The organism is Chryseobacterium taiwanense, from assembly GCF_000813825.1.
Lineage (GTDB): Bacteria > Bacteroidota > Bacteroidia > Flavobacteriales > Weeksellaceae > Chryseobacterium > Chryseobacterium taiwanense.
Window position 1 is genome coordinate 1 of record NZ_JWTA01000010.1, and the last position, 22896, is coordinate 22896.

The window sequence follows — 22896 nt, forward strand, 5'->3', positions numbered from 1 at the left end:
TGTGTATAAGAGACAGATCTAAAGGCTCTTCTGCGCTTACTGATATTCTCTCGTTTTCAGTGGGGCAAAGATAGAACCTTTACTCAATACAATCCAAGTTTTGTTAACGTAAAGTTTACTTTTTCGCAATATTTAAACTTAACTAGCTGAATAGATGAGAGAATAATTTTTAGATTTTTAAACTAATGTTTGTTTTTTTATATTCTGGAGATTGAAGATGTATACTAGAACCTTTTTTGGAGAATGATCTCAACCGGATTTTATGGAATAAAAAAAAGCAAAGTTTAATTACTTTGCTTCACTTCTTGATATATTATGCTTAAAAATTCTGCGAAAGATTTTTCTAATCCTATAATATCACCACTTTTTAAGTTCAATCCACCTCTTCCTGAATCATCAGATTTTATTTTTGTGGAAGACATTTGAAAATATTGATTTCCATCGTTAGATCTCGGCTGCAGTTTTATAGTAGATCCCAAAAGTTTTTTAGTAGAAATAACATATACTTCTTCATGTTTCGGTTTTAATATAAAAAAACTTCTGTGTGGTAGAATAAGATCTTTTTTATTAATACTTATTTTTTGTTCTTTATCTGAGGATGCAAATAAATAAATATATCCTGTCTGATTTAAAAGTTTTTCTCTTGAAATAAAATACAAGTTCAATCTATAATTCGAAGGATTGAATGGTTGAGTCGATCCATCAATAGTTTCAAAAGGTTTTAATGAAAATGCATTGGCTCCAATTTCTTTTGCTTTTTTATACACTGATGAAAATACAGCCGCATCATCTTTCGAATATCCCTGAACTTCTATTTCTCCTAAATACTCCGCTTTTTTTACTTCATCTTGTATTTTAAATAATGTTTGATCTTTATTATCACTCGTTTTTTCAACTTTGGTAAGAAAAACATTTTGAGCATTACAAAATTGAAAAAAAGCAATACAACTTATAATAATCAGATTCTTCATATATTCAATTTTATTTTGAGAGAATTTCAATACAATCTTCCAGGCTATTTTCCCAATGCTTAGGTTCTATTTTATAAGCCTCTTCTATTTTATCTAAAGACATCGTACTTCTCTTTGGTCTTTTTGCCGGAGTTGGATACTGCTCTGTTGTAAGTGGATTAAGCCTAATATTTGATTTTGAAAATTCTGCAATTTTTTTCGCGAACTCAAACCAAGTGGTTTCCGGATAGTTTGAAAAATGAAAAATACCAAATGTTTTATGTGAAGCTTCAATGATAGCCATTATTGCTTCTGCCAAGTCATTAGCATTTGTTGGTTGCCCAAACTGATCTGCAACAATTCCTAATTCTTCTTTTTGAGAGAACAGATTCAACATTGTCTTCACAAAATTCTTATTAAACTCTGAATATAGCCAAGACGTTCTCAGAATAATTGTTTTAGGATTACTATCTAAAGCTAATTCTTCTCCTTTCAATTTCGACTGTCCATAAACTCCTATCGGATTTGTAAAATCATCTTCAGCATAATCTAAGTTTGTTTCTCCATCAAAAACATAGTCTGTAGAAACGTGGATTAAAGTGGTACCGAACTCTGCACAAGCTTCAGCAATATTTGCCACACCTTCAGCGTTTACAGCAAAAGCTTTTTCTGGTTCTTTTTCTGCAAGGTCAACTGCTGTATATGCAGAAGCATTGATACAAAAATCGGGTTTATTGTCATAAAAGAAACCTTGTATTTGTTCTGAATTTGTTACATCCAGATTTTGTGAATCTGTAAAGATAAACTCGTATTTATTTTCAAAGTTTTCTGCAATCTTTTTTATACAGTTTCCTAATTGACCGTTACTTCCTACTACTAGTATTTTTTTCATCTTAGTTATTATGAATTTTTTGCGTTTTGAACTCTTAAAAATTTAACTCTAGATTGGAATTCTTTCTGTTCCAAGTCTACATAGAATTTATGGAATGTTTCTTTTATGTCTTCAGGATGTACTTCTGATTTTCTCGTTTTAACATTAAAATAAATCACAGTAACCCATAGAACCGCATGAATTGTTTTTTCATCTAAACTTTTCATTAGAATTTCAACTTTCGCAGTTCTATCCTGAACCTCGATTGTTTTACTACTGATAACAACTGAAGTATTATATCTTACCTCTTTCAAATATGCTATTTCATTTTGAATGGCAATCCAAGTACAACCTGTTTGTTTTGTATATTCTTCGTAAGTAAAACCATAAAATGTTTCTACATGATCTTCTCTGGCATTGAACATGTAATCCAAATATTTCACATTATTCAAATGACCTATCGGATCACAGTCACTAAAGCGTACTTTTACCGTTGTTGATACTTCTTTTTCCATTGTGCAAAAATAAAAAAACCACCCCGAATAGAGGTGGTGGTTCTTATAAATCTTTGTTAATTTCTAAAATTATTTAAGACCTAATTCTTTTTTAACATCAGCAGTGATGTCTGGTCCGTTTTTGTATAACAATGTAGATGAGTTATAATCTAATACAAAGTCAATAGTATTTGCTTTAGCTACTTTTTCAATCGCAGCTTGTAACTTCTTCTCGATTGGCTCGTACAAAGCGTCTTGTTTAGCCTGGCTATCTTTCATTGCCTTATCTTGCATCTGAGCAATTTCTTCTTGCAATTTTTGTAGTTCTGCTTCTCTTGCTTTATTTTCTTCAGCCGTTTTTTTAGAAGCTTCTTCTTGATACTGCTTTACTTTCAATTGCCCAGCATCTCCTTTCTTTTTGATTTCAGTTTGTTTGGTATCAATGAATGCTTTTAAATCAGCATCTGCTTTAGTTTTCTCAGGCATCGCATTAAGAACAGCTGCAACATTTAAAGTAGCCGATTTTTGAGCTTTTACCATACCTACAGACACAACCATCATTATTGCTGCAAATAATACACTTAATTTTTTCATAATTGGTAAATAAATAATTTAATTTTTAAGATTGCAAATTTCTATAAAAGTTAATTTCAAAACAAATTTAATTATACTTTTTAAGGAAATTCTAATTCTTTTTTTCTTTTCCTGTTGTTCCTTTTAATAAAATATCTAAGACTTTATCCGTGTAGTCATATCTTTTCTGAAGGAAAATAACATTAACGTCATTACTTTTATCAAGAACTATGCCCAACCCATTTTTTTCAGACATCGTCTTGATTGCATTCCATATCTGATCCTGAAAAGGCTGAACAAGGTTTGCTCTCAGTTTACTGATTTCTCCGTTGGTACCAAAACGCAAACTTGTTGTTGTTTTGATATTTTTATCCAAATCCATCACTTCTTTTTCTCTAAGTTTTAATTGATCTCCTATCAATAAAACTTTTTCATTTTCAAAAGCAGATCTTTTTTTCTCATACTCTGTCTGCAGATTTTGAAGGTCTGTCTGCCAAGTATCAATTTGTGAGTTTAATCTTGCTTCTGCCTCTTTATACTGAGGAAGCTTGTCTAATATAGCTTGCGTATCAACAACACCCACTTTCTGAGCATTAGAAATTCCAAAGCATATCAGAAAGAAAATGGTGAAAATGGTTTTAAAATTCTTCATATTGTTATAAAGATTGGTTCATCAAGAAATGGGTCTTCCATCCTGAAGGCTCTGTAGAATTGATTGTTTTATCAAATCCATAAGCAAAGTCAAATCCAATCAAACCAAATGCTCCCATATATACTCTTACCCCAACTCCCACTGATCTTTTTAATTGGAAAGGATTATATTTACTCCAAGAGTTCCATACGTTACCTCCTTCAGCAAAAGTAAGCGCATAAATTTTAGCTGTTTGACTCATTGAGATAGGATATCTCAATTCTAAAGTAAATCTGTTATAAATAGTTCCTCCTCCAGCTTGAGTAATATCTTCAGAAGTTCCACCATAAGTAGAAGCATTTTCATAACCTCTCAGTGGAATAAGCTCTCTACCATCATATCGACCTCCGAATAAACCTGTACCTCCTACATAATATCTTTCGAAAGGTGGGGCTCCAAGCTCTTTATTATATCCATCCATGAATCCCATTTCAGCGGAAGATCTTAAAACAAGTTTTCCTGCAATTTCGTTATAAATATCTGCTTTGAATTTTACTTTATAAAACTCCATCCACTTATACTTATCAACAGGTGTCATTGTTGAATAATCTTTATTACTAAACAATGAATATGGTGGAGTAAGTTTCGCAGAAATCTCCACGTTAGAACCCACAGTTGGGAAAATAGGGTCAATACCAGCCGAATTTCTACTTAATCCTAAGTTAATACTAAAGTTATTTGCATTTCCATAATATTCAGTACTGTTACCAAATTCAAAAGGATAGTTACTAAATTTATACTTTTGATATTGTACCCCCGTATATAATGAGAAATAATCATCTGGCCAATTCAATCGTCTATTAAGACCTACCGAAGCAGAGAAAATATTTAATTTCTGATCATTATACCCATCACTGTATTTAACTCTTGAAGTATTCAAACTTACTGAAAGTGCTGTAGGCTTTGTTCCGAATAACCATGGTTCTGTGAATGAAATTCCATAGTTCTGGAAATATTGTCCAGCTTGTGCTTGGATAGACAATGTTTGCCCGTCACCTTGAGGTACTGGTCTAAAATCTTTAAGTTTAAGGAAGTTCTTTAATGAAAAGTTATTAAACGTTAGTCCTAATGTTCCAATAAAGCTGTTTCCTCCATAACCGGCTTGTAACTGAACCTGAGAAGATCCTTTTTCAACCAATTTCCAATTGATATCAACTGTATTGTCTTGCTGATTCGGTTGAATATCTTGTCCGACCTGTTGTGGATCAAAGAATGACATTCCCGCAAGATCAAAATAAGTTCTCTTAATATCTGATTTCTTGAAAAGTTCTCCTGGTTTTGTCATTAATGATCTAAGAATAACGTGGTCATGAGTAGTAACGTTTCCTTCCCATGTTACCTTATTCCAAGTAGCTTTTTCACCTTCATTGATGCGAATTTCAAGATTAATTTTATCTCCATCTACAGATTTTTCAACAGGAGTTACATTCGAGAACAAATATCCATTGTTCATATAAATAGACTTGATATCAGAATCGTCTTCTTTACCACCATCTTCTCCAACTTTTTTGTTGAATCCTACTGCATCATAAATATCTCCTTTTTTATATCCTAAAATTCTTTGTAGGTATTCAGTCGCAAACACAGTATTTCCTGTGAAAGTAATATCTCCGATATAATATTGTTTACCCTCAGTAAGTTTTACATTGATCTCATAATTGTTTCTTTTGTTTCTCCAAACAGAATCTGAAACAATTGCAGCATCTCTATATCCTAATGAGTTATAATAGCTGATAAGGTTTTGTTTATCTTCTTGGTATTTATCATCAACAAACTTTGAAGATTTTAAAATACCTCCGATACCGAATCTTTTTTGTTTTGTTTCCTTAAACGCTTTTTTTCTTAGCTTAGCATCTGTAACGTTTTTGTTTCCTTCAAATTCGATATGATCAATTTTGACTCTTTTCCCTTTATCAACTTCAATCGTCCAGTCTACTAAAGCAGGATCACTTGCATTCACTTTATCTTGGATCGTAATTTTGGCGTCTGCAAATCCCTTTTTAACGTAGTCTTTCGGAATATTTGTTTTTAAACTAGAAACTAAGTTTTGAGTAATTTTAGTTCCAGGTTTTAAATTATTGTCTTTAGCAAGTTTTTCATTTTTAGACTTACCAATCCCTTTTCCGGTAAATTTCACTTCACCAAGCTCTTTTAAGTCTTCCAAATAAAATTTTAAAACAACTGTTTCCCCTTCAATACTTTCAATATACACTTCCACTTCAGAAAATGATTGAGTATCCCAAAGTTTCTTTACAGCTGTACTGATTTTTTGTCCCGGAATATCTACAGATTCTCCTTTCGTTAAACCTGTAAATCTTAGAATTTGAGCGGGTGTATATTTTTTCACCCCATCAACGACGATATCTTTTAACGTATATGTCCCTGCTTGATTTTCTGCATGTACAGAAGAATTCACTTTTGTACTATCCTGCGGTGTTACTTGTCCATAAAAATGTGCAGAAGCAGCAAACATTATGATGGGTAATAATCTAAACTTCATTTTATCGTAGTCTTTCTTTTCTTAATTCTTTTACTGAATCTTTATTTGTTCTCCGGTTTTCCCGTATCTTCTTTCCTTATTTTGATAGTTTAAAATGCATTGGAAGAAAATATCTTTTGTAAAGTCCGGCCAAAGTATATCTAAAAACTGTAGTTCTGCATAAGCAATTTGCCACAGAAGGAAATTACTTATTCTTACCTCACCGCTCGTTCTTATCATTAAATCAACTGGTGGAAAGTCTTTTGTATATAAATAGCTTTCAAATAGTTTTTCATCTATTTTATCTATTTCAAGCTTCCCTTCTTTTACATCTGAACTGATTTCTTTTACAGCATTCAGAATTTCATTCTGAGAGCCATAGCTAATTGCCAGTATTAAGTTACCTTTTGAGTTATTTTTGGTAAGTTCTACCACTCTTAGTAACTGATCTTTTACAAGAGGAGGTAGTTTTTCTAAATTCCCAATCACATGCATTCTCAACCCTTTGCTAAAAATCTCTTCGGCTTCAAGCAATAAAGTTTCCATAAGTAAATTCATTAATGTATTTACTTCGTCATCTGGTCTGTTCCAGTTTTCTGAGGAAAAAGTATAAAGGGTTAAGTAGGGAATATTGATTTCGTTACAAGCATTAATAGCATTTCTTACCGCATCAATGGCATTCTTGTGACCAAATGTTCTTTCTTCACCCCTAGATTTGGCCCACCTTCCGTTTCCATCCATAATGATGGCAACATGTTGTGGCAAATTTTCAGGATCTATTTTATCTTTTAACAACGACATATTTTAATTAATCACAATAACACGGAGGTCTTCCAAAAGAATAGGTAAGTCCTAAACTAAAAGTATTTAACCAATCTCTTGACTCTCCATCTCCAATAGTTCTAGTTCCTTTGTATGCAGCTTCTCTTTCTTGAGAAACAATGTAATAATTCCCTGTTCCTAATAATGAACCTCCCCCAGGAGATAAAATATCAGAATTATATGATGATTTTACATCTTTTGGTAACACTTTGCTGTAATCCAGCTGATCTGTCAATGTAAGCCTGAATGTAGCTTCTGCAAAAATCGCCCAGTTATGATTGAATTTATATTTCAAACCAACACCAAACGGAACCTGCATTGATATTTTTTTCCCTGTAGAATATACTGCCGTAGTCGTAAAATCTTCTTCATTAATCGGAGCTTGCGCTACTCCATCTGCATCTCTTCTAAAGTCGTGTACCAAAGTAGTTTTCGGAGCATCATACATAATAGCTCCAACTCCTGCAAAAATATAAGGACTCAACATCCCCATTTGCTCATTGTTCACTGGGAAGAAATTATATTCAAAGCTTAAACTTGCTTCATAAATATCATTCTTACCAAAAGCATTTCTATTTTTTCTATACTGCTCTTTTGCAGCCTTATCACTAAATTGAACCTGATTGTATCCCAAATCTAATCTTACCGTCTGATAAGGGTTAAAATTAAATCTATATAATAAACCACCATAAAAAGGAACTCCCCAATCAGAAACCCTATCCATACTCAACGGTTTTTGTAAAATATAATTGGTATTTCCTACATCTCCTACTAGGTTACTCATCCCTAGTCGAATTCCCAATTCATTTCTTTGTGCCTTCATGCTCACCATTGTTCCTATAACGGTAAGAAAGCTAAACAATAATTTTTTATTCATAAAAGAATATGGATTTATGGTTATTTTAAAAATTAATTTTTGCAAATATAAAACTTTTTTATATTAATGATATTCTTAATGTTTAGTTAAAAATAAACAAAAAAACATAATTTGTTATAAAGTAAACGGCAAAGTCCTTAAATTATTTCTTTTTCTACATAAACAAGAAATTCATTTCGGAAAAATTGTCTTTTACAGGTTGCTAAAATATTACTTCTTTCCTAATATTTGCTGAATTTTATTTCTAAATCTTATTAATAGTGGTTCTTTGTAGTTTTTATCCTCATCAAAATAGCCATAGCCATAGCCGTAGCCATAACCGTAGCCGTAACCCTGTCTTGTATTGTAATCGTTATAAACAAGCCCTAAATTTCCTACTTCCTGATTATGATATTTCTCCGTAATCATCTTCAACATATATTTTTCTGTGTATTCGTGACGAACTACATAAATATTCGCGTCTGAATGCTTCATCAATTCGTAAGAATCTGCTACCAATCCTACCGGTGGAGAATCTATAATGATAAAATCATACATTTCTTTAAGCTTATCAAGAAACTCTATGTTTTTTTCACTCATCAAAAGCTCCGAAGGATTTGGTGGTATAGGTCCAGAAGTTGCTACATCTAAATTAGGGATTTTCGTACTGTTAATAATCTGATCTATTGAAACTTCCCCAGTAAGGTAATTAGAAATTCCATATTTATTATCGATATTAAAATCTCCGAAAATCTTTGGTTTTCTCAAATCCATTCCAAGCAAGATCGTTTTTTTATCACTTAACCCCAAAACAGAAGCTAAATTGATCGAAACATAGGTCTTCCCTTCTCCTCCAATGGAAGAAGTAATCAAAATCGTTTTACTTTTCTGGCTTTCATTCAGTAAAAATCTCACATTGGCTCTTATTCCTCTGAATGCTTCTGAAACAGAAGACTTCGGAGACTGAAGAACCGTAAGCATATTTTCGTTGTTATTATTACCGATTACCCCTAGTAATGGTATTTTGGTAACGCCTAAAAGCTCTTTAATATTTCTGACCTTATTATCTAAAACTTCTCCTACAAAAATGAATAATAACGGTAAAAACAATAGCCCTCCTATAATTCCGAATTCGGTTCCTTTTTTATTTGGTCCGACTGGAAGTTGTCCTAAATTTTTAGCAGGATCAATCACCGTGATATCCGACTGATTGGTTGCCACTTTCATTTGAGCTTCATTTTGTCTCCCCAATAAGCTATTGTAAGTTGCTTCAATCATGTTGTACCCTCTTTCGGCATCAAGATATTTTCTTTGCTTTTCAGGATAGGAAACAAGATCCGCATTAGCCGTTGCTACTTCATTATTAATTTTATTGATTTCATCGTAATAATGAGTATAATAGTTTCTTAATGAATTTGACGAGCCTAATTTTGCTTCATTAATAAGCCTGTTAATTTCTATCATCGGCTCAGAATTCGGCTTATAAATAGTCGCCATTTCTCTTCTTTTAAGATACAATGCCTTCAATTCTGATACGGAAGCACTAAAGAGACCGTCTTCAAATCCCGCAGCACTTGTACTGATCATTCTTTCAAAATTCTGATTATCGATCGTATTTTTGATAGAGTTCAAAGAGCTTAACTTACTTAGAAGATCTGCTTTTTTAGCTTCTAAATCTTTTATCTTATTCAAAGATTTTTCATCTCTGTCTTTGATGTCGTACAACTTCTCAGAAGTTTTTAAATAATTCAATACCAAAGCACTTGAATCAAGCTTTTTTCTGATTCCGTTTAAGCTGTTCTGTAAGTATACATCGGTATTTTTATTGATAACATTTTTATCGGCTAATCTTTTCTTTTGAAGTTCAGCCACAGATTTATTTAAGAAATTGACAGTTCCATTTAGATTAAACCCTGTTTTTGTGATAATCATAATGGTATTGATTTCTTTATCGAAATCTACATTAATGGTAGAAACAATTCCGTTTACTGTCTGGTTTACCGTTTCCAAATTCACAATAATGTTATCCAACTTTATCGTTGGCTTAACAGGATTTGCGACCAGCTTAAATCTTAAATTAGGGGTCGTGAACCACTCATTTAATTTTACTACTTTATTCGCAGGTTTAGGAAACTCTGTAATATTTTGATATCCTTCTATTTCGTAATTATACAAATTTCCTGAATGACCTTCTTCGGGCAAAACTACCTCATAGGTATTGTTTCCTTTTGGCAATAAAGTAATGGGATAATTAACCTGCTGTAAATGTTTTTTATCGATTTCAAGAAAAACCGGAGAGTCATTTTTATCTAAATAAGTAGACTTAAGAGTCCCTTTCGTAGAAAAGTTTACGAACAGCCCCAATTCTTTTACCAAAAATTCATTATGCGATCTTGACAAAAGCATTTTTTTCAAATAAATCCCATCCTGATTACCCCCTTGTCCCCAAATGAAGTTGATGGACTGGTTAGGCGTAAAATAACTTGCTGTATTATTGGAAACACTCAAAGATAAGTTGGATGCGTAGATATTTTGTGCATAATACTTACTGTACACCCAGGAAAGGGTATAACCAAGAAAAAACATCAGGACGAACCAATACCAGTTTTTTATGATCCTCCTTATGAAATTCTCTATATCAAATAAAGAAAAAGCTCCACTTTTATCTTTTGAAGAATCATTTTTCGCTAGACTAACATATTTTTCAGGAATCATGATTACAGTGTTTTTATGAGTAAGTAGATAGATAAAGCTGTAGTAAGAAGAGAAACCCCAGTCGTTAAAGTCTGTACAGGGTCTTTTCCTAAGCCATTCAAACTTTTCGCTCTTGTATTCAGATAAATCTCATCTCCATTTTGAACGTAATAATATGGAGAATTCATTACATCTTCACGGGTAAGATCTATTTTAGCAATCTTGATCCCTTCCGGAAGTTTTCTGTGAATTACAATACTTTTTCTGTCAACCGTTCTGTTTAGTCCCCCATTCATAGCAATAGCTTCAGTAATGGTAAGAGTGTTTTTATGAGCCACTTTCTCTCCTGTAACACCAGTAGTTTCTACATCACCCAGAATATAATAGGTAATACCGTCTGTATTTAACCTAACTTCAGATTTTCCTTCCTGAAAGTTTTCATTTACTTTAAGTTGAAGCTCCTGAGTTATTTCTTCAATGGTTCTGCCTTCCGCTTTCAAATAGCCAATTCCAAACACATTAATATCTCCTTTTGAGTCTACTTTAAGCCCGTTAAAGTAAAAATTAAGATTTCCTCCGTTTCTTCCTGCATCTCCTCCAGCATTAAGCATTGCTGTATTTGTAACCTGTCCTGGAGTAGCCCCTCCCGAAGTATTATACGCAGAGTAAAACTGAGCCGCGTCTCCTTTAGGAGTCGTGATAATATTTAAGTTAAGGATATCATTTTTTGTAATCCTGTATACCGGAATATTGTATGGAACAAGCCCTTCTTCATTAATGACTAAACTTTCATTAGGCTGCATATATCGCACCTCTTTTGTAGTGATACAAGAAGTCATTACTAGGGAAAGTAACAAAAGGAATAAATATTTATAATTCTTCATCAGATTTAAGTTGTTTGCAAAAATAAAAATTAAAACTATTTATTTGTATTATTTCTTAAATAGTATATAAGATTTGGTAAATATGCACCAATAAACCCTAAACTCAAAACAATCACCAATAACAGCCCTACATTTATGTGTCTTAGGAGATTAGCTATAACTATTATAAAAAGATAATATGTAATAATATAAAAAGTAGATCTTCTATGGGTAAAGCCCAGTTTTAAAAGTTTGTGGTGAATATGGTTTTTATCAGCCTTAAAAAGAGATTTCCCATGAATTAATCTGACAATCATGACATTCAGCGTGTCTACAATGGGTAAAATAAGAATCGCCACAGCAATAGCAGGAGCCGAAGGTAAATGATAAAGAGGAACACCCGGCTCTGATTTGTCAATAAAAATATCAATAAAACATATACTGGTAAAAGCTAGCAGAAACCCTAACAACATAGATCCCGTATCACCCATAAATATCTTAGTGGCTCTGTAATTTGACAAATTATAATACAAAAATGCCAAGACAGATCCGACAATTACAGCAGAAAATACAACCAAAGGATAGTTATATTCTCCTAAACGGTAATAACTAATCCCAAAAAGAGCACTGCAGATCAAAGAGTACCCTCCAGCCAATCCGTCAATCCCATCAATCAAGTTAAATGCATTAATCAGTACAATGAAGGTCAGTATGCTGAATACAACACTCACATAATAATTAATCTCATATACACCGCATATCCCAAAAAGACTTCTGATTCGGATATCTGAGCCTATAACAATCAATGATGAAACGATAATCTGTGCAACAAGTTTTTTATAAGCCCTCATTACCACAATATCATCCATTATTCCTACATAAAGCAGGATAACCATCGATGCAAATAAAAATTTATAGAGTGAAAAAAGTTCGTACGCAAAAATTGACGCACATACTCCGATAGAATAAAATATAGCCGCACCACCAAGATTCGGAATTTTTCTCAAATGAGAACTTCTAACTCCAGGTTCATCCATTAAGTTTTTTCTCTTGGAAATTTTGATGATGGTTGGAATCGTAAAAAAAGTAATTAAAAAAGAAAACAGGAAACCCAATCCTATTTTTATGTAAAAAATAGAAATACCTTTTCCCAGTAAGAACAACTCAAAACTTTGCATTCTTTTTTATTGTTCAGGCACCCGTAATAATAAAGAACCTGATAAAATGTATTTTTAATACATTCAGTATCTTTTTCTTCGCCTGCATTTGTGTTTACATTAATTTTCTTATCAATCTTTTCTGCCCCGCAAAAAAAAGCAGATAGAAAATTCTCTTGCTTACAGACAAAGATAAAATATAATTCTTATCAAAACGACTGTAACTCAATATATCTTTCATTTTAATATTCCTTTTTTTTCTGAAAACATCAAGCTTAGCACTCATTTCATAAAATAACTTTTCATCTTTTACAAAAGCCAGATACGCCAAAAAAGTATAAACACCTTCCAAAATCTGAAAGTTTTTAAGTTCTTTACGTTTATCAGAATAAACAGATTTTTCAAAAGCAACTTCTACATCCTCAACAGATTGAAGAATATCCAATCCTTTTTCGTTGTGGGTTTTTGATATAGAATTCTGACGTTCAAGATACTGATAATGATATTTTTGAGTCTGAGCAATCGTTTTACACTCCAAAAGCAATTGTGGAATTAACTGAATATCTTCAAAAAAAATTCCTTTTTTAAATCTTTTGGTCGCAAAAAGATCTTTCTTAAATAGTTTATTACATGCAAAATAGCTTATATCCGAAAACACTGAAAAATGAGTTTCAAGATCTATTTTTTCAGGCATATTGGGAATTTGCGTTAGTTTTTGAGTGACATTTCCATTCTCATCAACTTTCTGAATGTTACAGATTACCATTTCCGCTTTGTGCTTTTCTGCAAGATGAAGCATTTCTTCAAACATGGTTCCCGAAACATAATCATCGCTGTCTACAAAGCCAATATAATCTCCGGTCGCATTATCTAGTCCAATATTTCGTGCATCACTTAATCCTCCGTTTTTTTTGTAAAAAGATTGAATCTTTTCCGGAAAAATTTCTGAAAAATCACTAATAATTTTTTCTGAGCCATCTGTACTTCCGTCGTTCACCACCAAAATTTCAATATTCTGATACGTCTGATTGATTAAAGAATCAAGACATTTTGCCAAATATTTTTCGACATTATAAACAGGAACAATGATAGAAATTTTTGAGGGAACGTTTGTCATACACTATATTTTCATCAGTCGGGTGTTTAGCCAGCCTTTCTTAGCTTCGTCAAAATCTTTTCTTGAGCAAGGAATACAGTTTTCTATATCTTCATCCTCCCCAAAATACCAAAGATTACTGAAAGTATCCCGTTTAAAAGCATATTGTCTGTCATCAATCAACACATAGAACACTTCGTAATGTCTTTCTTTAGGATGTGATTGCTGAATATTAATTCCTTCGATCAAATACCAGATCATTTGGGCAAGAAGCTGATGATTGAGCTGATTTTCAGAATAAATATTATAATTAAAAATTCCTACCGATTTCAAATTTTCGCTGAGTCCGATTTCTTTCATGTAAGCACAAATCTCTCTTCGGTTCAATCCATTTACTTGTGGATTCATTGAAAAAGGCTCGCTGAAACTTTCGATGGCATCACAGTTTACCGTCACCAAATCAGCTTTCCTGAAAAATGGCTCTGTTTTTTCTGTAGAATTCATCATTTCAGCAAGACGGATAATATCAAATTCCACTTCTTTAATCAATCTTACAGAATCAATTTCGTTTAAATGTTTCTGATAGCCTAAATGATGATAGTTTTTAATTGCGAAATTCTTAGCTCCGAAAATCTTGCTTAGGAAAGTATGTTCATTGATCATTTCACCTTGTTTAAGGGAAATAATATTGCTGATCTGAGTGTAATTAATGCTTTTCGTATGGAAGTTTAATCCTGAAAAAAGGGAAAAAGCAAAGTCATTAGAGCCTCCTACAATCACAGGAATCGCTCTTTTGTAATGACAAGCCGACAATACTTCCTGCAAAATATAATGGGAATCTTGCACCGACTTCCCTGAAACCAGATCTCCTAAATCCACAATTGGAATTTCAAAATCTAGTTGTGACAGTTTGTAAAATTCTTTTCTGATTCCCGTAAAATCCTGAACTTCAGCATCACCATTCGCTCCTCTATAATCAGAAACAAACAAAAGAACAATGCTGTCTTCTTTTATCTCTTTCGTGATTCGGTTTCCGATTTGCCAGCTTTCAGTTTTGAAATTTCTTGGTGAAATAATAAAGTCTTCGAAGTTCATGTATTGTCCGTATTATTTTCACAAACTTACAAAAAACCTTTTCAACTTAAAATCATGTCATATTTTTATTACTAAAAAATAACATCGTCATTCTAGGCTTTACCATTTAAAATTTCAAAAACAAAAGTTGTGGATGTTTCAAATTCACCACCTTGAGTTGCACCGAATAAAAACTTTGGGGTTTCTCCATCTTTATCCAGCAAAATCATTGGCCGCTCCAGCCTTCCGAATCTATTTAGATTTTTGGGAGGAGTTGGTTCACTGATATAACTTTTCATATTCAGATAAGCAATTTCAGGCTTTGTCCAGTGAATTCCGTCTTTTGTCGTTAAGTGCAATCCATATTCATGATTAAAAAATCCCATATCACGGGCAACCATGTGAAATTTCTCCTTTTGTTTCCAGACAAATGCATCTTCTAATTGCGCATTATTCGGCAATGATGAAAAATCAATCACTGGATTTTCTGAAACTTTCACATAAGCTCCCGTTGGAGAATCTGCTTTTGCCAATCCGTATTTTCTATTTCCTCGAATTGGCCCTTTCTGGGTTTCGTACTCATGCGTATTCCATGATTTATAAAACAACCAATATTTTCCGTCGTTTCCTTTTACAAAAGCCGGATTGGTGGTACAATGATCATCCCACGAACCTTCTTTTCCGGGAAGAAGTAAAGGTTCATCCGGTCTTGTCCATTCTCCATCAAGACTTTTCGAAGTTGCCAAACCTATTCTTTTCGTATTTGTTTTTCCATTGGACGTTCCCATGAAAAATAACAAATATTGATTGCCTACTTTTTTAATTAAAGGATTGTGACAGGTCGTTGCATCCCAAAAACCTTCACCTCTTGGCGCAAGAATGACTTGTTTATGTTCAAATTTATCAAATGGAGAATTGGCTTCTGCGCGACAAATTTCAGAACCTTTGAGCCAACCACCCATCCCTTTTTCTTTTTTCCATCGGGAATAAAAGAGATGAACCTTCCCATCTTCACCCCAAATCGGAGAACTGCACCAAATGTAATAGCCTTCTAATTGTAAAGAACGACCAATTGGTTTTAAATTGAAATAAGGCTTTTCATCTGAAGATAATAAGCCGGTAAATGATGATCCGAAAAATACCGCTGCCATTCCTAAAGCTGAAGTTTGCAGAAATTCTTTGCGGGTGAAAGGTTTTTCCATTGCATTTATTTGAAAGCTAATTTAGAAGAAACGAGTCTAAGCAGTGTCCTGCTCCTTCAGGATGATTTTTCATTTATCCAAATTCTTAATAAGAACATTACTATATTTGAATGATTAACATCATCAACAAAAGAAATCTAAAAAAAGAATTCCAATAACTTAAACATGAAATATTACAAATCATTGCTTTCATTTATAGCTACTTTCTTAATTACAATAAATAATCTATTTGGCCAAACAAAACAAATCAATCAAATTGATTCCTTAATGAGGCACTCAAGCCAAATTGGCGTTTTTAATGGAAATGTTTTGGTCGCAAAAAACGATAATACAATCTATAATGCTTCCTTTGGCTTTACAGATGCTACAAAAGCTCAAAAACTAACACCCGATTATAAATTTAATATTGGCTCAATTACTAAAGAATTTAGTGCCGTTGCTTTGTTACAATTACAAGAACAGGGTAAATTAGAATTAGATGATAAGGTTTCCAAATTTATTCCAGAATTACCAAAATGGGCAAATGAAGTTACGATAAAAGACATATTACAGTACACAAGTGGGCTTCCTAATGTAAACTGGAAAAAAATTAAAAGCAATCAAGATGTTTTTGATGATTTAAAGTCAGTCGACAAACTAGATTTTATTCCAGGAACTCAATACGATTACAACATGAATAATGTTTTTCTAAGACAGTTTATTATTGAAAGAATTACAGGAATGACTTATAAAAAATATGCAAAAAAATACATTTTCAAACCATGTAAAATGAATTCATCTGAAATTACACCTATTGATCATATAAAGTTTATTGCAAAAGGATATAACAACAAGCATATCGAAGATAAGCCAGATTTTTTAATTGGAGGAACTTTCTTAACTACAAATGATCTGCTAAAATTCTCAAATTGTCTTCATTCAAAAAAATTAATCAATGAAAATTCACTGTATGAATTAGGTCAACAATTTCATCAAGAAGATACCCAATCTGCTTTAGGCGAAGCAAAATTTGTAAATAAACATTTGATTCAGCATTCTCATGATGGAAGAGCAGGAAGTTATGAAGCAATTTTAGTTTCTGACCTAGATGAGAATTTCACTATTATCTTATTAGGAAACAATTATAACGGAAAGATATTTGAAATCTTAGATGCAATCAAAGCAATTTTAAAAAACTAAAAATATAGTTTACCTAAGAACAATTGATAACGAACACAAAATTTCACTACACTAATAAAAGATAAACTAAAATGATAGCTATAGACAAATTGGCTCATTGTAAAAACATCATAAATACAAAAACAATTTGCAGGAATTTTCTTCTTGTATTATTTCTTTTAGGTATTCTCAATCGTACATTGGCAATTCCTCCAAACTTTACGACTAAAAATATAAAATTTCTAAGTGAAGGAGACATGCTTTCTGGGACAATTTTCACACCGAAGCATATTTCAGCGGCTGTGGTGATGGTTCATGGATCCGGACAGGAAAAAAGAATGACAGAATTTGCGACATTGTTGGCTGAAAATGATATTGCTGTTTTAACTTATGACAAACGTGGCGTCGGAGAATCTGCTGGTATTTATGCAGGACCTGAAGTCGGGACTAATAATGTTGACGCTTCAAATCTTACTCTTTTATCTCTGGATGCGAGTGCAGCAGTAGATGTTTTATCTAAAGATTTATCAAACAATAAAATTCCCATAGGTTTAATTGGCGCTAGTCAGGCCGGATGGATCATTCCTTTGACAGCAGAGAAAAACAAGAAAGTCAAATTCATAACCATATTCAGTGGGGCACTTATAACGGTAAAAGAACAGCTTCGTTTTCAATTTTACACCAACGGAAATTCAAATTTTTGGGATACTCATACAGAAGAAGACGCCCGAAAACACACTATGAATGATCCGGACAAGTATGAATTCACAGACACTGATCCACTAGACGCTCTTTCCAAAGTATCAATTCCGGGACTATGGATTTTTGGAAGCAAAGACATTCAAGTGCCTGTAAACCTATCCATTGAACTTCTTAATACATTAAAGTCTAAAGGTAAGCGCTATGAATATAAATTATTTCCAACATTAGGACATAATACTGCATTCTCCAACTCCGAAGAACCTATGAACATCGCTTTGAAATGGATGAAAAATATCAAAAACTAAAGTACTAACAGACAATAAGAAGATTCACTGATGTATTACTAAAAACATGACATACTTAATATATTTGATTTAATAATTATTAAAAATTTACGTTTTAAATACATCTTTCTCTTCCAAAATAAGAACTAATACAAATTTTATAAAAACATTGAAAGCAATAATACTACTCATGATCTTAGCCTCTTATCTTTTTTATGGACAAGGAAATGGGCTTTATAAATTTCAATCCGAAAATGGAAAATACGGATTTATGGACGAAAATGGAAAAATTAAGATAAAAGCAGAATATTTGAGAGTTGGTGATTTTGGCGACGGGCTTTGTTATGTTTCCAAAGAAGTTATAAAAAAAGGGTATAAGTGGATTTTCATAGATACTTTAGGTAAAAAAGTATTTGATATTCAAGACAATTTCCCGCAAACAGGCTTTAATGAAGGGTTTGCCCAAATATCAAGTTTTGAAGAGCATTGGTTTGTAAATAAAAAAGGAATAAACGAATTTGGAAAGACTTGGAAAGATGGATATGGAGGTTTTAACAATGGAATTGCATTTGTAAGTGATGTAAAATTTTCCGATTTCTATCCTATTAATAAAAAAGGAGAAAGAATCGACCCAAAAACAGTTTCAAGAATAGAAATTTACAATTCCAGAAAAAATGATAATTCAGATATAAAAGATGAAATTGAGCTTAGGTCTAATAAGCTTATTGCATTTCAAGAAAATGATTTGTGGGGCTTCAAAGATGATCTAAATAATATTGTAATTGAACCTAAGTTCTATTTGGTAGATAAATTTCAAAACGGAGTCTGTGCCGTAAGAATTAATAAGCAAGAATTTGAATTTGCAAATGATTATTTTCTTGATGCAATTATAGATGAAAAAGGAGTAATTCTTAATGAAATAGAAATGCATTGTTATTTGGGATTTCAGGGACAATTAATTGAATTTTATGGAGCCCCTCATTTTGGAGGAGGAGTTCATTACTTAAATAAACACGGTCAATTAGTTACACCAATTGAATAAAAATACAAAACCCCTTTTGAAAATTTCAAAAGGGGTTAATCTTTAAATATAAAACTATTTATTTCTTCGCTGCCGGTTTCTTAGCCGCAGGCTTTTTCGCTGTTGTCGTTGCCTTCTTAGTCGTAGCCGCTTTCTTCGCAGCCGGCTTCTTTTTCTCTGCAAAAGCTTTCGGATCCTGATCGGTAATCCATTTTTTAACCTCATCAAGAGAGATATCTTTCAGCTCTTCGCCTTCATATTTGGTATCATCTGCTTTTTTCGGAATTTTAAACATCGCCTTTCCGAATTTGATGAAAGGGCCCCATCTTCCGTTTTCAATAGAGATTTTTTCTTTTTCCCACTGTTGGATATATCTGTTGGCTTCTTTTTCCAGTTTAGCATCAATCAATTCGTTGATATCGCTTTGAGAAAGATTTTCAAAATCATATCTCTTTGGAACATTTACGAAAATACTTTGATATTTGATGAAAGGTCCAAATCTTCCTGTTCCTTTCGTTACAGGCTCTCCCTTGTAAGTTGCAATCGGTGCATCCGCGATTTTCTTTTCATTGATGATTTCTTCCGCACGTTTCTGATCTACTGAAAGCGGATCTTCACCTTTGGGAATGCTGATGTACGTTTCACCCCATTTTACATAAGGTCCGAATCTTCCTACTCCAACTGAAACCGATTGTCCGTCAACTTCATTTAAATCGAATGGAAGTTTGAATAACTCCAAAGCTTCTTCAAAAGTTATCGTTGCAATATTCTGTCCCGCCATTAATGATGCAAAAACAGGTTTTTCTTCATCATCCGTTTCCCCAATCTGAATCATTGCTCCAAATCTTCCGATTCTTGCATGAACGTTTTTACCCGTTTTTGGATCAACTCCAAGAAGTCTATCTCCGGTTGCTCTTTCTGCATGTTCTTCTACATCCTGAATTCTTGGGTGGAATTTTGAGTAGAAATCCGTCATCATTTCTTTCCATTTCTGGTCACCGTTGGCAATTTCGTCAAAACTTTCTTCTACTCTTGCCGTGAAACCGTAATCAAGGATTTCTTTAAAATTATCTGTTAAGAAATCACTCACCACTTCCCCAGTGTCCGTTGGAACGAATTTATTTTTATCCCCTCCGAATTTCTCTTCAAGGACTTCTTTTTTGATTGTATCTTTCGCCAAAGACATTTTGACAATCTCACGAGTATGAGGTTCAATCTCTCGCTTATCAACATATTCACGGTTTTGGATTGTTTGGATTGTCGGTGCATACGTAGACGGACGACCGATTCCCAATTCCTCCAACTTTCTTACCAAACCTGCTTCGGTATATCTTGCACTCGGTCTCGTAAATTTTTCTGTTGCCGTAATTTTTTTATAATCTAAAGCCTCTCCAACGCTTACTTTAGGAAGTAATTTTTCGTTGTTTTCTTCATCATCTTCTTCCGTTTTTACAATTCCGTACGCTTTTAAGAAACCATCAAAAATGATTACCTCTCCTTGCGCTTCAAAATGTTGAGGAAGTTTTGCATTACCAATTTCAATAACCGTCTTCTCAATTTTAGCATTTGCCATCTGAGAAGCTAATGTTCTTCTGTAAATTAATTGATAAAGTCTATTTAACTGAGCATCTCCAATGCTTGTTACTGCAAAATCAGTCGGACGAATCGCTTCGTGAGCTTCCTGTGCTGATGCAGATTTTGTTGTATAGTTTCTTGGTGAAGAGTATTCTGAACCGTATTCTGATGTAATTTGTCTTTTCGCTCCTTCAATAGCTTCCTGAGAAAGGTTTACCGAGTCTGTTCTCATATAGGTAATGTATCCTTCTTCATATAGTCTTTGTGCAAGACGCATGGTATTAGTTACATTATATCCTAATCTTGAAGAAGCTTCCTGCTGTAATGTAGAGGTTGTAAAAGGTGCAGAAGCAGAACGTGTTCCTGGTCTTGTTTCAACATTCAGAACTTTGAACTCCGTAGTTTTTGATAATTCTAAGAATTTTTCAGCCTCTTCTTCTTTGTCAAAGTCTTTTTTCAGCTTTGCAGAAATTTCCTGCCCTGTTTTATTTAGGAAGATCCCATCTAGTTTAAAGCTTGCTTTCGGAGTAAATTCACGGATTTCTTTTTCTCTTTCAACAATTAATCTTACCGCAACCGACTGTACTCTACCTGCCGATAATCCCGGCTTTACTTTTTTCCAAAGAACGGGAGACATTTCAAAACCTACGATTCTATCCAACACTCTTCTTGCCTGTTGAGCATTTACTAAGTTCTGGTCTATATCTCTAGGATTTTCAATTGATTTTAGAATGGCATTTTTAGTAATCTCATGGAAAACGATTCTTTTTCTGTTTTCCGGTTTTAGTTTCAGTTCTTCCGCCAAGTGCCATGCAATAGCCTCTCCTTCGCGGTCTTCATCGGAAGCCAACCAAACCATTTCGGCTTTTTTTACAGCGGCTTTCAGTTCTGTTACCAGTTTCTTCTTGTCTGCAGAAACTTCGTAATCCGGACTGAAGGTAGCCAAGTCAATCCCCATTCCTTTTTTAGGTAAATCTCGGATATGTCCGAAACTGGATTTCACTTCAAAATCCTTACCTAAATACTTCTGAATAGTTTTTGCTTTTGCCGGTGACTCGACGATTACTAAATTTTTCGACATTCTAAAAATTTTTTGCAAAAGTAAAGCTTTTTTATTATATAGGTCTGCTTAGAGCATTTTATTTAGTAATTCCAGTGGTGCAAGGCAAATTCTGTAGAACAATCCTTCGAATGTAAAACCTCTTCCTGACATTTCTACGCGATAAATGAGTGAAAAAATGATAATCAACAGAGTAATGTAAAATTTTTTATTCACAATTATTATTTCTGAAGCATATTCAGAATCACTTTTTTTCAAAAATAGCGCAAAAAGGATAATTATAAATATCATATGAATATACATCCATCTTCCCCAATCGATCGCAAGATAGAAAAGTGGTAAAGAGAATAGAAAAGCCCCTATTAAAAGGATATATATGATTTTTCGTTCTGCTATATATTTGAGATAAAATGCAAGATGAGCAATACTTATCCCTAAACTTAAAAAATACAATCGGTATTCTTTAATATGTTCCAAAATGTATTGTCTTTCATCGATATTCCAAAAAAAGATTCCCCGAGTGAAAATCACTCCTCTCTCTTTTAAAATAGATAAAGACTGCCCTTCATTGATTTCTTTCCCAAAAAGCAACAGCAAAACCACCGGAATAAGAACTGCAAGAATGTATTTTAAATATCTTACAGCTTCTATTTTCTTTGTTTTTAAATATAATGCTATGAGAAAATACGGAATAAAAAATAAGGTAACTTCATGAAATAAGGTAGATATGAAAAGGGCAAGACAAAATCCCCATTCCTTTACTTTAGTAAGTTTATTATTATCTATTAAGTAAGCAAAAACCGCAAACAACAGAAAAATAATAAATTCTTTTTTTCCTACATAATCTACACAGTTCAGCAAACCGACAAATCCAATTGAAGACATCAAAAGGGAGAGATAAAGAAAGGTTGCTTCTTTATATTGTATCAGCTTAAAGTAATAATAAAAGAATAATGAGATGATGATGAACTGAAAGCAGTAGACCAAAATATTCAGCTTTAGCCCTGTAAGATCTTGTAAGATGAAAAAGAAACTTCCGGAAAGACCTCTTCTTTTAAAACCTCCATCCTGATAATTAACCAGCCAATCTCCTAAAATATAGCCATCGGAATGAATATTGTGCAGAAAAGTAAAACCCAGCGTATAAAGTGCTGTTATTGCAATGAGAAAATAAATAAAAATTTTACTATTGAAACGAGAGATTATTTTTTCCAGCGCTGTCATTATTCTACAGTAATTTCCACAAAAAAAGAGAAACACATAGGATTTTATTT

19 protein-coding genes are annotated in these 22896 nt (G+C 33.0%); 3 read left to right on the forward strand and 16 right to left on the reverse strand.

Annotated features, from left to right (window positions below; all coding sequences use genetic code 11):
* Positions 1-284: 284 nt before the first annotated feature.
* From RM51_RS12220 to RM51_RS12285, 14 genes are all read right to left on the reverse strand, one after another.
* Positions 285-971 carry a hypothetical protein gene (locus RM51_RS12220; RefSeq protein ID WP_039370296.1) on the reverse strand — a complete coding sequence of 229 codons (687 nt, stop codon included), beginning with the start codon at positions 969-971 and terminating at the stop codon, positions 285-287.
* Between the two features lie 10 nt (positions 972-981).
* Complete coding sequence (rfbD, locus tag RM51_RS12225; protein WP_039369801.1) at positions 982-1842, reverse strand: dTDP-4-dehydrorhamnose reductase; 861 nt, start codon at positions 1840-1842, stop codon at positions 982-984.
* An 8-nt stretch (positions 1843-1850) separates the two neighbouring features.
* Entirely contained in the window at positions 1851-2336 is a 486-nt protein-coding gene (locus RM51_RS12230; RefSeq protein ID WP_039369804.1) for an acyl-CoA thioesterase, read from the reverse strand.
* A 69-nt stretch (positions 2337-2405) separates the two neighbouring features.
* Complete coding sequence (locus RM51_RS12235; RefSeq protein ID WP_039369807.1) at positions 2406-2909, reverse strand: OmpH family outer membrane protein; 504 nt, start codon at positions 2907-2909, stop codon at positions 2406-2408.
* Between the two features lie 91 nt (positions 2910-3000).
* On the reverse strand, positions 3001-3540 hold the full coding sequence (locus tag RM51_RS12240; RefSeq protein WP_039369810.1) for an OmpH family outer membrane protein: 540 nt from the start codon (positions 3538-3540) through the stop codon (positions 3001-3003).
* A 4-nt stretch (positions 3541-3544) separates the two neighbouring features.
* Entirely contained in the window at positions 3545-6079 is a 2535-nt protein-coding gene (gene bamA / locus RM51_RS12245; protein WP_039369813.1) for an outer membrane protein assembly factor BamA, read from the reverse strand.
* A 30-nt stretch (positions 6080-6109) separates the two neighbouring features.
* The gene (gene uppS, locus RM51_RS12250; protein WP_039369815.1) at positions 6110-6859 is read right to left on the reverse strand and encodes a polyprenyl diphosphate synthase; all 750 of its coding nucleotides are present in this window, start codon (positions 6857-6859) and stop codon (positions 6110-6112) included.
* Positions 6860-6866: 7 nt separating this feature from the next.
* A complete protein-coding gene (gene porG / locus RM51_RS12255) occupies positions 6867-7757 on the reverse strand; it encodes a type IX secretion system protein PorG (RefSeq protein WP_039369817.1) in 891 nt (296 codons plus the stop codon).
* Between the two features lie 210 nt (positions 7758-7967).
* Positions 7968-10451: an exopolysaccharide transport family protein gene (locus RM51_RS12260; RefSeq protein ID WP_039369819.1), complete on the reverse strand. Its 2484-nt coding sequence runs from the start codon at positions 10449-10451 to the stop codon at positions 7968-7970.
* A gap of 2 nt (positions 10452-10453) precedes the next feature.
* A complete protein-coding gene (locus RM51_RS12265) occupies positions 10454-11314 on the reverse strand; it encodes a polysaccharide biosynthesis/export family protein (protein ID WP_039369821.1) in 861 nt (286 codons plus the stop codon).
* Positions 11315-11349: 35 nt separating this feature from the next.
* Complete coding sequence (locus RM51_RS12270) at positions 11350-12471, reverse strand: glycosyltransferase family 4 protein (RefSeq protein ID WP_039369824.1); 1122 nt, start codon at positions 12469-12471, stop codon at positions 11350-11352.
* Between the two features lie 94 nt (positions 12472-12565).
* Entirely contained in the window at positions 12566-13567 is a 1002-nt protein-coding gene (locus RM51_RS12275; RefSeq protein ID WP_039369826.1) for a glycosyltransferase family 2 protein, read from the reverse strand.
* Between the two features lie 3 nt (positions 13568-13570).
* Entirely contained in the window at positions 13571-14641 is a 1071-nt protein-coding gene (locus RM51_RS12280) for a formimidoylglutamase (protein WP_052248496.1), read from the reverse strand.
* A gap of 92 nt (positions 14642-14733) precedes the next feature.
* A complete protein-coding gene (locus RM51_RS12285; protein ID WP_039369829.1) occupies positions 14734-15822 on the reverse strand; it encodes a glycoside hydrolase family protein in 1089 nt (362 codons plus the stop codon).
* 165 nt (positions 15823-15987) lie between these two features.
* Here RM51_RS12285 and RM51_RS12290 point away from each other — a divergent pair, with 165 nt between their 5' ends.
* The 3 genes from RM51_RS12290 to RM51_RS12300 all read left to right on the forward strand — a co-directional run bounded on the left by RM51_RS12290 (position 15988) and on the right by RM51_RS12300 (position 19008).
* Positions 15988-17001, forward strand: coding sequence for a serine hydrolase domain-containing protein (locus RM51_RS12290; protein ID WP_039369832.1), 1014 nt, complete (start codon positions 15988-15990; stop codon positions 16999-17001).
* Positions 17002-17072: 71 nt separating this feature from the next.
* A complete protein-coding gene (locus RM51_RS12295; protein WP_084111118.1) occupies positions 17073-17987 on the forward strand; it encodes an alpha/beta hydrolase family protein in 915 nt (304 codons plus the stop codon).
* A gap of 148 nt (positions 17988-18135) precedes the next feature.
* Positions 18136-19008: a WG repeat-containing protein gene (locus tag RM51_RS12300; protein ID WP_131667077.1), complete on the forward strand. Its 873-nt coding sequence runs from the start codon at positions 18136-18138 to the stop codon at positions 19006-19008.
* A 58-nt stretch (positions 19009-19066) separates the two neighbouring features.
* Here the strand turns inward: RM51_RS12300 and topA are convergent, their stop codons facing one another.
* Positions 19067-21643, reverse strand: coding sequence for a type I DNA topoisomerase (gene topA, locus RM51_RS12305; protein ID WP_039369837.1), 2577 nt, complete (start codon positions 21641-21643; stop codon positions 19067-19069).
* A gap of 48 nt (positions 21644-21691) precedes the next feature.
* Positions 21692-22846: a hypothetical protein gene (locus RM51_RS12310; protein WP_039369839.1), complete on the reverse strand. Its 1155-nt coding sequence runs from the start codon at positions 22844-22846 to the stop codon at positions 21692-21694.
* Positions 22847-22896: the final 50 nt, after the last annotated feature.